This is a genomic window from Paraburkholderia sp. Ac-20340, from assembly GCF_017104965.1.
Taxonomy (GTDB): Bacteria; Pseudomonadota; Gammaproteobacteria; order Burkholderiales; family Burkholderiaceae; genus Paraburkholderia.
Genome location: NZ_JAAGPR010000023.1, coordinates 64,713 through 76,745 on the forward strand (window position 1 = coordinate 64,713; position 12,033 = coordinate 76,745).

A 12,033-nucleotide genomic window follows, 5' to 3' on the forward strand; every position below is an offset into this window, starting at 1 on the left:
TTTTTCAGGCGCCCACGGCCAACGCATCTGATGCGTTCGCCGCCAGCAACCCCGCCGCCTCCAGCGCATCGAGCGCCACACGCGACGCGCCCGCAACCGTTCCCTCATGCATCGTCCACGCCGCGTTCACACACGCGTGAATCTGCGAAGGCGTGCCCGCCAGCGTGCCGAAACTTTCGGGCCGCTGGCGTACGTGATAAATCAACGTGTCGATCCTGGCAGCCTCGCGCAGCGCGCCGATCTGCCTTGCGTCGAGTACATAAGGCTTGCCGCTTTCATCCACGGTCTCACCCGTTTCACCGCGATCCAGCGCGACCAGCGCCCCCGTACGATCGAACATCCACCACGCGTCGATACCCGCGATAAATCGAGCGCGCTGCTGCGCCGTCAATACATCGAGCCATACCGGCAAACAACGCGTATCAGCGAAACGCACGAGAAACGCCTCGTCGTCTGCGCTTGCCTGCGCCTCCATCTGTCCGCGCAGATGCGCAGCCAGCGCCACGCTCGCACACACGCCATGCAGCAGGCTCAACATCGGCCGCCCGGCCGATTCACGCAGCACCACCTCGCAAAGCGCCATGCGTGCGTCGATATCGTCGGGCAAACGCACGAGACACGGCGAGATCGCCAGCAAATCGTCGCCCTCGTACATGCCTTCGTAAAGCACGACACGCGAATTGGCGTCGATGTGCGCAGCAAGCCCCTCATGCAATTCGGGCGCGAATGCCATATCGAGAAGCAGATGCCACGCACCCTCGCTCGCGCCGCGTTCGAACAGCTCGCGCAGGCGCGCCGTCGTATCGTCGCGATACGGATCGATCCAGTCGAACGCTACGTTCTTCACGCTCACACCGCCTTGGCCGCGAGCGCACTGCCCGACTGCATCGCATGCATCAGACACTCGACGCAGACTTTTTCAGGGAACTGCGGCAGCGGCGTATCCGCCTGTTCCGGGCCTACGAATGCATGCTGCGCGGCATACACGACAAACTTGCCCGGACAGCCGAACGTGACGTTCCCGCCTTCAATAGTGATGTGCGCGCCGCCGCTGACCGCGAGATGCACGGTCTTCTTCGCGGCGATCTGCACGTCCGCGCTCGCGGATGCGAGCCTCACGTCGTCGCGCGCGCGCATCGCAAGCGTGTCCTGCTGCGCCTGCAAGCTCATGCCATCCTTGCCCGCGATCACGCTCATACCAACACCCGACGCATTGCCCGCGCCCGCCAGCCAGCCGATGCCCTGGCCGCTATGCACGCGCAACTGGCGCGCGCCGGCAAGGTTGAAATCGCCGCCGCTGCCGACGGTCAGCGTCTCGCCCGCGTTCCACTGCAAGGCCTGTCCGGCAATCATCCCGTGACCGCCTTGCGCCTCCACGCCGAGCACGGCATCGCCGCTATGGGGCAATGTCTCGCCGGTTGCGCGCTGCGAGGCATCGGCGCTGGCCTGCTGGTAGCCGTTCGCGCTCACTGTGGTCGCGAAACTCTGCGCCAGCGCGTCGAGCGGCGCAGCGCTCGCGTTCAGCGCCGACTGGCCGCTTTGCGTCACGCCACGCTGCGCGGCGAACGGCAGCGTGCCATGCGCGGCCGCTGCGCTGTCGAAGCGTTTGACCAGCGCGATCTGCCGCGCGAGCAACCCTTGCAATGCCGATACATCGCCCGCCGGCTGTGCCGCACCCGCCGGCGCATAGCTGGAGACCAGCACGCCGCGCGTCGCGCGCACCGCGCCATAAGCATCGGAGCGTAACTCCACGCCCTGACCGCGGAAACTGCCGAGGTAGTTGTCGGCCTGATGGCGCAGATGGCCGATGTTGAGTTGCGTGGCCGCGTGGCTCGTCGACATCTGCATGCGGCCCATGCCGTCGCTGTCGTCCGCGACCAGCTGATTGTGGCCCTGCCCGTCGAAGCCCTGGCTCTTGAAGCCGGATAACGCCCCGGCATGATTGTGCCCGCCGCCCTGGCGACTCGCGCTGCCGCCCGCGCCATGCCACGCGGGGCTCAAACCGCCTGCGAGATTGGCCTGGGCGCTGGGCGCATGATCCGATGCGCGCGTGTACACGCTGTCGTCGAGCGTTTGCGCGGCTGTGCCGCCAGGCGTCGGCATCACGCCGCCTTCGCCGCGCCCGTTGAACAGACCACCGAGCACGATCGGCCGATGAATCAGCCCGTGATGAAACTGTACGAGTACTTCGTGGCCGATACGCGGCGTCTGTTGCAGCCCGTGCCCTTCGCTCGCGAGACGCTGTACCGCACGCACCGGATACGTACCGGTATCGCCCACCTCCTGCCAGTGAAAACGCAGGCGCAAACGACCCTGTGCATCGGTATGCACAGGCCCGGTCGCGCCAGCCTGCGCCTCGCCCTGCGGACCGACGACGATGGCGGTCTGCGCGCCCAGCGCCGTGGCCGCAGGATTGAGGCGCTGGCCCGTGCCGTCGGCGAGCGTGGGCCGCCAGACTTGTGTGCGGGGCACCGCATCGAAACGGTTCGCGTAGCCGCCGGCCTTCGCCTGCTTGAGCAAACGCGCGTCCAGTCCCGTGGCAGGCAGCGCTGCAGCGTGTTGCTCCAGCGCCGACAGCACGGCCTCAGGCAGGTTGTTGATGCCGATGTGATCGATACGCGTAAGCAGCAGCGCTTCGGGCGCCTGAGCGTCGCTCTGCGACGTGAGCCAGGACGCGCTCGCCATCTTCATCGCGCAGCCCGCGCGCGCCGTGCGCAACGTGCCGATACCGGTCCAGATCTGCGCTTGCGACAGCATCGCCTGCGCATGGCGCTGCGCGGTTTCCTGCGCCTCGCGCAGACTGTCGAAGGCCTCTGGCCCGACATCGTCGTAAAGCTCGCGCGCGCCATCGGCACGGCGCAGGCTCGCGCTCGCGGTCTTCGCCTGGTTGGCGCGATAGTCGCTGCTGATCAGCGTGACGCGATCGGCGGTCAGCGAAAGCGATTGCCCGATGCCGACGATCATGTCGTCCGCGCTCGTATTCATACCGCTCAATTGGCGCGGCACGCCGCCGAGCCGCGCCGACGTTTCGTCCTCGGCGAGCTGCGTGCTGTCGTCGAAAATCAGCATCGTGTGGCCGGCCGGCGCTTCGTCATCCTCGATAAAGCAGAAACCGAGACCCGCCTCGGCCAGCAAGTGCCGCACGAACGCGTAGTGCGTATGCGTGCGGTACTGCACGCGAAATGGACTCGCGCCCAGCGTTTCGATACGCCGGTCCGCATCGGCGGTGAAACGCCAGCTCGCGATATCGGCATAAGGCGCGAACACCGCGTCGAGCACATCCGCCACGGTCTGCTTCATGAAAGTGCGCTGATCTCGCGCATGTTCGAGCACGGCCAGCCACGGCACGAGTTGCAGCCGGTAGCGCGCGACCCCGGCGTCAAAACCCAGACATTCGGCCTGCGCCACCAGCCCGCTGCGCACTGCACTGCTGCCGTCGGCCAGCGTCGTGCGAATCAATGCGCGCTGCCCGAGCATCGCTTCGAGATCCAGCGATGGGTTTGTGGCGAGCGTATGAACGTCCCATTCGAAGTTAGCGGAAAGCGCTTCATGACCGTACCAGCGCTCGATTTGCATTGCCGCAAGCGCGCCTTCGCCTTCCAGCGAATACAGCCGATTGAATGCGTTAAAAAACGACGCCAATTCAGTAATAACGCTCATGCAATTCCCGCTTCTCAGGATCTGACGTTCTTCTAGTTGAATTTAATAATCCGAAGGTAAAGGCACGAGCGTAGGCTATCGCACACCGCCCCGCGTACAACGCCCCGGATAGCGCAATTCCCCCGCACGATCTCAGGGAAAAATCAAATTAAACCAGACACCTAGCGCTATTTTCATGCACAATGGATAACCAAACCCTACAAATATTACATCGATGAGATTCTAGATCAGCATATCGTTTTCGGCTACTGAAAAACCATCCTTCTTTAAAGCTTGACGCATCGACATTGAACGCGATAATGGCAGGCAGCAAATCCGGCAATCAGCCATCGATACAATCTTTTATTATATTTTCAGGCAATAAATACCGGACCGACCATTCAATTCCGGTTTAAAGAAGCGCGTAGCCAGTAAATTCGCCCGTTTTCGGCGGCGCATTCCCGTTCAATCGCTGCACACGTCGCGTCACCCGCCCTGCAAGGAGACCCATTCATGTCGAAGCCCTTCATCGTTCTGGGCGACAAGCACAGCCATGGCGGCAGCGTCACGAGCGCTTCGGCCGTGTCGTCGGTGAAGAACCGTGGAATCGCTCGCCGCAACGACACGGTCAGTTGCCCGATTCACGGCTCGAACCATATCGCCGAAGGCGACGACACAATGAGCGTGCAAGGCGAAGCCGTTGCACGCGACGGCCACAAGACGGCCTGCGGCGCGACGCTGATCGCGAGCCAGTCGGCCGGCAGCGACTGACGCGCGCGAAGCAAACGCGCCATACAAGCGATTCGAATCGCATCGAACACGGGGTGACGACAGGGATGATCAAGGCGTTGCGCAGGACGGCATCAGTGGCCGTGACCTTTATTGTCGTGTGGACGGCGCTCTATTTCTGGTGGCGATCCACGTGGCATCAGCCCAGCCAACGGGAGTTGATACTCTGCGGCATTGCCCTGCCGATCGCTTTGACCGTCGGCATCGCGGTGGCGCGTGCGCTTCTCCAACAGCGCAAGACGCCGCCCGATGCACAGCAACATGACGCTGCAGCTACGGCATCCACGTCCACGACGACCGCGCCGCCCGACGCAACGCAGACACTCACCGCCGCGCTGATCGACAGCAGCGTGCGAGTGCCCGCAGGCGCGACCACGGCGGAGGTCCTGCTTGCTGCGCAAGCGTATCGCGCGCTCGGCTTGCACCCCGATCTCGAACGTCCCGATGGCAGCGGCGTATTTGCAGGCAGCGTCGAAGCGCTCTCGCTCGATCGCTTCGACACGGAACTGCTTGCATCGGCCCAACACGAAACACTGCGCGACGAGCACTGGCGTGCGCTGGCGCTCGCGGCCGATGCGCTGGACGAACTGCTCGAACGCCACGCCGCGCTCTCGAATCCCACGCCCGACACCCCGCCGCTAAAACTGCATCTGCTGGTGCCGATACGCTGGCAGCACGAAGCGGCCACGCTAGCGGCATGGCTCGAAACACACGCGGCGCAGGAGCGCGTGCCGCCAGGACTGGCGCAAGCGCAATTGCATGTGATCGCGAATCCGGTCCAGGGCTGCATGGTTGTCGACGAGGTCATTCAGGCCTTGCACCTGCTGCCTGGGAGCGAGCCGCACGTCGTACTGGCTTTCGATTCATGCGCGACGCAACAGGCCGTGAATGTGCTCGCACGCGAGGGACGCCTTTACGGACACGACCGGCCCGACGGCGAGGTGCCAGGCGAAGGCGCATGCGCGCTGTTGCTCGCGCGTCCCGACACACCGCTGGCCATGCAGGCACCGCGTCTGCATCGGCTCGTGGCGGCTCAGCATGTGCCAGACGGCGCCACGAAGAGCACGCTCGATCATGTGCTGGAAAAAGCGCGCGCGCAGTTCGCCCCTCTTTACCCCGGGAATGCGCCCTATGGTCTGATCAGCGACGCCGATCAGCGCAACGCCACGCGCAGCGAAATCGTGACGATCGCCGAACGTACCTGGCAGGACGAAGCGCCCGCGCGCAGCAGTCATTTAGGCCTTGCCAACGGCGCAAGCGGCACGGCGCTCGCACTGGTGACGCTCGCGGTCGCGGCGCAGCGCGCCAACGACACATGCCAGCCGATCTTCGCCGCAACACTCAGCGACCCGCTCGCCCGCGCAGCGATCCTTGTTGCGCCTGGTGTGCTGGCGACGCCTTTGCCGGACACGGCGTAGAGATCACGAAACTTCTCCGCCCGTTAATTCGTATTCCTTTATTTATATTATTACGAGGTGGATGGAAAAATTTGGGCGGAAAGCAGACAGAGTCGAACTGTCCCAGGAACGGCTGACGTCCCCAACTGGATTTGAAGTCCAGCCGCACCACCGGATGCGATTGCCTTCCCTTGCACAACGATCGAGACACAAAACAAAATCAAAGCCATTCACGCATTCGGCTATCGGGTCTTAGCAAATGCAGATCGCGCTGAAACCGAGTATATCCAACGCGATCGAAGAACTCCAGAATCTGGATCGCGCGCTTGCGCCCGAGACCGGACGCATCGCGAAACGCCGCCGCACCGACACCCGCACGACCATCGCGCGCCATCTCCGCAATCAGGCGCGCGAGATCGTGCACAACCTCACGGTCATAAAACAGATCGCGCACGATCTGATACAAGCGCCCAAGGCGTGCAAGCTTGCGCAGCAACGCACGTACCTTCTCTTCCGGCTGTTGCATATCGCGCGCGAGATCGCGCACCCACGGCGGATCGAAACGGCCTAGCGCGATCAACGGCATAAGCCGCGCGGCCAGCGCCTCCTCATCCGCGTCGAGCGAAACCGCATGCGAAGGCAAATGCAGCCACGGCCCGCTACGCGCAATGCGCCCCTGCTCGACCAGCGCATCGACAGCCGCACGCCACACCGTATCAGTGACAAGCGGCGCTGCCATACGCCGCAGACGCGCGGCATCCGGGCCTTGCTCGTCGGGCATCCGCGCATGGAAATCGCCCAGCACATCGACGATGCGCGCAACCAGCCGCGTCCAATGTTCACGCGCCAGCACAATCGTGTCTTCGGCGCGGCCTTGCGGCGCGATGACGATCACGTCGTCCGGTAACGCGAGCGTCGCCGCATCGTAGCCCGTCAACTGCGTCAACGCGCTGCGTTCGAGCCCGCGCGGCGCCTGCGCGATCAGCGCATCGACACGCCCTTCATCCAGCCACGCACGCAGCGCATCGAGCCACGCGCGCCGCTCCGGCGTGCGCCGTCTGCGCGACGGGCCGAAGGGATCGAGCACGCGTCCGCCGCCCACGGTACGACTCGCCTGCGCGTTACGCACGATAAAGCGGTCGCCCGGCAGCGCATGCAGCGGTGCATCGAACACCAGCTGCACGCGCGCCCGCTCGCCCGCCGCCAGCGTTTCGCCTTCGAGCAGCGCAACGTTCGCCACACGATGCGTCGTGCCCAGATGCACGTGCAGTGGCGACCAGTGTTGCAGGGTGATGTCCGCATCGGCGAGCAATTGCAGTTCGACGTCGAGCCGCGTAGCCGGTTGCGCAAGCCGCGCATCGACGATCCAGTCGCCGCGCGCGATGCGATCCTTGTCGATGCCAGCAAGGTTGAGCGCGCAACGTTGTCCCGCATGGCCGATTTCCGCAGCACGATTCTGCGCATGGATGCCACGCACGCGCACAGGCTCGCCAGCAGGCGCGAGCAGCAGCGTATCGCCGGTCTGCACGCGGCCCGCGAAGACCGTGCCGGTCACGACCGTGCCCTGCCCGGTCAACGTGAATACGCGGTCCACCGCGAGCCGGAACAAACCATCGTCATCGCGCGATTGCCATTGCATCGCCCGCTCGCGCAGATACGCATCGAGTTGCGCGACGCCCGCGTTATCGGGCTCGCTTGCGTGGGTTTCGAAGATCGGCGCGTCGCGTAACGAAGTCGGCGCGAGCCACGCGGCGATTTCCGCGCGTACCTGCGCGAGACGTCCGGCATCCACGCGATCGACTTTGGTGAGCGCGATCGCGCCGTGCTGCACGCCCAGCCATTGCAGGATCGCGAGATGTTCGCGCGTTTGCGGCATCACGCCGTCGTCGGCGGCGATCACGAGCAGCGCGAAGTCGATGCCGCATGCGCCCGCCGCCATCGTATGCACGAGCTTTTCATGGCCGGGCACGTCGATAAATCCCAGCACGTCGCCGTTCGCAAGCGGCGTATACGCGTAGCCGAGTTCGATTGAAATGCCGCGCGCTTTCTCTTCCTTCAGGCGATCGGTGTCCACGCCCGTCAGCGCGCGCACGAGCGTGGTCTTGCCGTGATCGATATGCCCCGCTGTGCCAACGATCACAGGCGCAGCTCCGCGAGTTGGGCAATGAAAGCCGCTTCGTCGGCGCTTTCGAGGCAGCGCAGGTCGAGGTGCAGGGCATCGTCGGCGATACGGCCGATCACCGGGCGCGGCAACGCCCGCAGCGCGCGTTCGAGCCTGAGCAGCGCGCGGCCGCTGCCGCCCTTGCCGCGATGGCGCAGCACGAGGCCGCTACTCGGCAGCACATCGACCGGCAATGCGCCGCTGCCGATCTGGCTGAACATCGGCGCGATACTCGCTTCGTAGCTTTCGCCCAGCGCGCGCTGCCACGCAGGCAAGGCGCGTGTGGCGGCTTCGTGCATTTCGGCGGCGGGACGCGTGAGCAGGCGCAGCGTCGTCAGCCGTTCGCGCAGAAACTCGGGTGCCTGATAGAGCCTGAGCACCGGCTCCAGCGCCGCGAGCGTGAGCTTGCCCACTCTCAGCGCGCGCTTGAGCGGATGCTTCTTGATCTTCGCGATCAGATCCTTCCTGCCGACGATCAGGCCCGCTTGCGGCCCGCCCAGCAATTTGTCGCCGCTAAAGGTCACGACATCCGCGCCGGCTTGCACGGTTGCGCGCACGGTTGGCTCGGCAGGCAAGCCCCATTGCGTGAGATCGGTCAGCGTGCCGCTGCCAAGATCGACCGCGACCGGTAATCCATGTTGTCGCGCCAGCGGTGCGAGTTCGTCCAGTTCGACGCTTTTCGTAAAACCGCTGATTGCGTAGTTGCTGCAATGCACTTTCATCAGCAAAGCCGTGCGTGCATTGATAGCCGCTTCGTAATCCTTAAGATGCGTGCGATTGGTCGTGCCGATCTCGCGCAGACGTGCGCCTGCGCGACTCATGATGTCGGGAATACGAAACGCGCCGCCAATCTCCACCAGTTCGCCGCGCGAGACAATCACTTCCTTGCGCGTGGCCAGCGCGGAAAGCGTGAGCAACACCGCCGCCGCATTATTGTTCACGACCGTGGCCGCTTCCGCGCCCGTGAGTTCGCCAATGAGTTCGTCGATCAGATCGTCGCGATCGCCGCGCTTGCCGGTGGCCAGATCGAATTCGAGGTTCGCGGGTTGCGTGAGCGCCTGCACCACCGCGCGCACCGATTCGTCAGGCAGCAGCGCGCGGCCCAGATTCGTATGCAGCACGGTGCCCGTGAGATTGAAAACCGCCCGCAATTTTCCCTGCGAACGCTTCTGCAAGGCGATATCGGCATCGGCGATCACGTGCTCGATGGAGAACGGGTGCTGTACATCGTCAGCGTGAGGATGCGCGCCGGACTGCACATCGCGGCGCCATCCGTCGAGCGTCGCGCGAATCGCTTCGAGCACCTGCGTGCGCCCGTATTGCGCGATCAAGGTCTGCGCAGCGGCCGAGGCGATCACGCGTTCCACCGCCGGCATCTGCGCGAGCAAGGCATTGAGCGCGGGTTTCGCACCGTGCGCCACGGTTTCGCTCATGGGGCTCGCCTCACTGATCGGCCGATGCTTCGGGATACAGCAGCGGGTTCGCACTCGCGCGCCGGTAGCCCGCGTCACTCATCAGCAGATCGAGCGTGAGGCTCGCGAGATCGTCGGCGAGCGGTTCGCATTCGAGATCCTTGTCCTGATAGCCGATCTTGCGATACGTATGGCATTCGTCGCACGACTCGGCTTTCAAGGCGCCGTCGCTGCCTTCGATGCCGTGATACGCGATGCCTTTGGTCGAATCGCAATTCGTGCATTTCACGCGCACCACATGGTTTTCCGTGCCGCACAAGCTGCATTGCGTATAGCGATAACCCTGGAATGCGCCGCCCACGCGCACGATGCTCGCCACAGGCGGCAGACCGCATACGGGGCACACGCCCGGCGCATCCACGTAAGGCACATCCTGCGCGTTGAGACGGCTCGCCAGATCGGTCCATACGGTTTGCAGCGCGGCCATCACGAACGGCGCGGTGGCGGGCATGACTTCGGCGTAGCGTTGCGCGAGCAGTGCGTCCGCTTGCGCGTCGAGTTGCGAGTCGCTCATCGCGCGCAATGCGTCGAGCACCTTGGCCAGCGCAGGCGTCACCGCGCCCGCCGCTTCGACGCGATCGGCGAGACGACGCAGCACCGTGCGCCATTGCGGGTCGCGCTCCGCGCCTAGCGCCGGCAAGATCGGCATCGAATGACGTTGCGCGTTGGCGATGGCCTCGGCGGAAGGCATCTGCGCGTCGAGATGTTCGAGCGCCTGCTGTTGCGCGTCCACGAGCGCCGCCATGAGGCGCATATAACCGCCGATAGGATTGCGATCCGCGAGCTTGCGCAGACGCGCGGCGCGCTCCCTGAACAGCGTCAGCCGTTCGGGCAGGCGGATGCGCGGAATCGCGGAAGGGTCCTGCGTCTGGATCTGCTCGGGGTCGAGAATGCGTTGTTGCGTCACGGCTTATGTCTCCGTCCAGCCACTTTCCGTCCAACCAGCAAAAAGCCGCCGCGCCCTTTCGGACGAGGCGGCTTGCCAGCAGCGCTATTACCAGGCAACGCTACTTGATGCTCTCGCGGAACCAGCGCGGATGATGCTTGCGCGCCCAGCCCCAGGTGACGTAACCGCGCGTCATGGCGCCGATCGAACCCTTCACCCAGATCGCCGCATAGATATGCACGACGATGCTCACGATCAGGACGAAGGCCGCGGCTGCATGCACGACGGCGGCAAGGCGGATGATCCCGATCGGAAAATAGAACGAGAAGTAGCGCCGCCAGATCACGATGCCGCTCACCAGCAGCAGCACGAGGCAAACCACCAGCGTGAAGAATAGCAGCTTCTGTCCCGCATTGTATTTGCCGATCTCGGGCAGTTTGTCCTCGCGGTTATTGAGCACGTCGTCCATCTGTTTGAGCCATTGGACATCGGCTTTGTCCAGATAGTTGTGATGCCAGAAACGCAGCGCGAGAATCATGAACGAAACAAACATCACGATGCCGATAAACGGATGCAGGATGCGCGTCCACTGCCCGCCGCCGAACAGCGCGGAAAGCCAGAACATGGCCGGATGAAACATCGCCAGCCCGGAAAGCGCGAGCAGGACGAAGGTGATGGCCGTGATCCAGTGATTGCTGCGTTCGTTGGCCGTATAACGCTGGATCAGACGCGGTTCATGGTCGCTCATCGTTGCGCTCCTCGGGCGGGATACCGCCACGTTGCGAACGAATGCGCTGCGCTTCGTTCAGCGCGGCTTCTTCGTCCTCGGCATGCGTTTCGTTCGGGCCGATGCGCGTGTAGTGGAAGAAGCCCGCCACCGCCGCGAGCGCGATGCCCGCAAGCGCAAGCGGCTTCGCCACGCCTTTCCACAAACGCACGAACGGGCTGATGCGCGGGTTATCGGGCAGGCCGTGATACAGCGACGGCGTATCCGCATGATGCAGCACGTACATCACATGCGTGCCGCCCACGCCCGGCGGATCGTAGAGCCCGGCCTTATCGAAGCCGCGTTCCTTGAGGTCTTCGATACGCTCGGCCGCGTGCACTTTCATGTCTTCCTTGGTGCCGAAAACAATGGCACCAGTCGGACAGGTTTTCACGCACGCCGGCTCCTGCCCCACGGCCACGCGGTCGGAGCACAGCGTGCACTTGTACACGCGATGTTCCGTCTTCGAAAGCCTCGGAATGTTGAACGGGCAACCGGTGATGCAATAGCCGCAGCCAATGCAATTCTCTTCGTGAAAATCCACGATGCCGTTCGTGTATTGCACGATCGCACCCGGCGACGGGCACGCCTTGAGGCAACCCGGGTCCTCGCAATGCATGCAGCCGTCCTTGCGGATCAGCCATTCGAGGTTGCCGTCCGGGTTCTCGTATTCCGTGTAACGCATCACGGTCCACGAGTGTTCGGTGAGATCGCGCGGATTGTCGTACACACCCGTGTTGATGCCCACCTCGTCGCGCAGGTCGTTCCACTCCATGCACGCGGTCTGACACGCCTTGCAACCGATGCACTTGGTGACGTCGATAAGCTTCGCGACCGTGCCCGTCACCGGCTCGCGCACGCCTGGCGGCGGCGTGGTGGTGGCGGACAGGCGTTTGATGTCGAGCGACTGGAATGCCATGTTC

9 protein-coding genes and 1 tRNA gene are annotated in these 12,033 nt (G+C 64.1%); 2 read left to right on the forward strand and 8 right to left on the reverse strand.

Annotation, left to right across the window (positions count from 1 at the left end; translation table 11 throughout):
- Positions 1 to 4: 4 nt before the first annotated feature.
- Both G3N59_RS24940 and G3N59_RS24945 read right to left on the reverse strand, forming a co-directional pair.
- Positions 5 to 853 carry a DUF4123 domain-containing protein gene (locus G3N59_RS24940; protein ID WP_205985481.1) on the reverse strand — a complete coding sequence of 283 codons (849 nt, stop codon included), beginning with the start codon at positions 851 to 853 and terminating at the stop codon, positions 5 to 7.
- Entirely contained in the window at positions 850 to 3,660 is a 2,811-nt protein-coding gene (locus G3N59_RS24945; protein ID WP_205985482.1) for a type VI secretion system Vgr family protein, read from the reverse strand. The genes G3N59_RS24940 and G3N59_RS24945 overlap by 4 nt, the downstream gene beginning before the upstream one ends.
- A 492-nt stretch (positions 3,661 to 4,152) precedes the next feature.
- Between G3N59_RS24945 and G3N59_RS24950 the strand changes: the two genes are divergently transcribed.
- Together G3N59_RS24950 and G3N59_RS24955 are read left to right on the forward strand one after the other, a co-directional pair.
- Positions 4,153 to 4,410 carry a PAAR domain-containing protein gene (locus tag G3N59_RS24950; RefSeq protein ID WP_205985483.1) on the forward strand — a complete coding sequence of 86 codons (258 nt, stop codon included), beginning with the start codon at positions 4,153 to 4,155 and terminating at the stop codon, positions 4,408 to 4,410.
- 65 nt (positions 4,411 to 4,475) lie between these two features.
- Positions 4,476 to 5,846 carry a hypothetical protein gene (locus G3N59_RS24955; protein ID WP_205985530.1) on the forward strand — a complete coding sequence of 457 codons (1,371 nt, stop codon included), beginning with the start codon at positions 4,476 to 4,478 and terminating at the stop codon, positions 5,844 to 5,846.
- Positions 5,847 to 5,922: 76 nt separating this feature from the next.
- Here G3N59_RS24955 and G3N59_RS24960 read toward each other — a convergent pair.
- The 6 genes from G3N59_RS24960 to fdxH all read right to left on the reverse strand — a co-directional run bounded on the left by G3N59_RS24960 (position 5,923) and on the right by fdxH (position 12,029).
- Positions 5,923 to 6,015 (reverse strand) — tRNA-Sec (locus G3N59_RS24960).
- 30 nt (positions 6,016 to 6,045) lie between these two features.
- Positions 6,046 to 7,965, reverse strand: coding sequence for a selenocysteine-specific translation elongation factor (gene selB, locus G3N59_RS24965; RefSeq protein ID WP_205985484.1), 1,920 nt, complete (start codon positions 7,963 to 7,965; stop codon positions 6,046 to 6,048).
- The gene (selA, locus tag G3N59_RS24970; protein WP_205985485.1) at positions 7,962 to 9,419 is read right to left on the reverse strand and encodes an L-seryl-tRNA(Sec) selenium transferase; all 1,458 of its coding nucleotides are present in this window, start codon (positions 9,417 to 9,419) and stop codon (positions 7,962 to 7,964) included. The genes selB and selA overlap by 4 nt, the downstream gene beginning before the upstream one ends.
- Positions 9,420 to 9,429: 10 nt before the next feature.
- Complete coding sequence (gene fdhE / locus G3N59_RS24975; RefSeq protein ID WP_205985486.1) at positions 9,430 to 10,365, reverse strand: formate dehydrogenase accessory protein FdhE; 936 nt, start codon at positions 10,363 to 10,365, stop codon at positions 9,430 to 9,432.
- Positions 10,366 to 10,465: 100 nt separating this feature from the next.
- On the reverse strand, positions 10,466 to 11,092 hold the full coding sequence (locus G3N59_RS24980) for a formate dehydrogenase subunit gamma (protein ID WP_205985487.1): 627 nt from the start codon (positions 11,090 to 11,092) through the stop codon (positions 10,466 to 10,468).
- The gene (gene fdxH, locus G3N59_RS24985) at positions 11,079 to 12,029 is read right to left on the reverse strand and encodes a formate dehydrogenase subunit beta (protein WP_205985488.1); all 951 of its coding nucleotides are present in this window, start codon (positions 12,027 to 12,029) and stop codon (positions 11,079 to 11,081) included. Before fdxH ends, G3N59_RS24980 begins: the two co-directional genes overlap by 14 nt.
- Between the last annotated feature and the right edge of the window lie 4 nt (positions 12,030 to 12,033).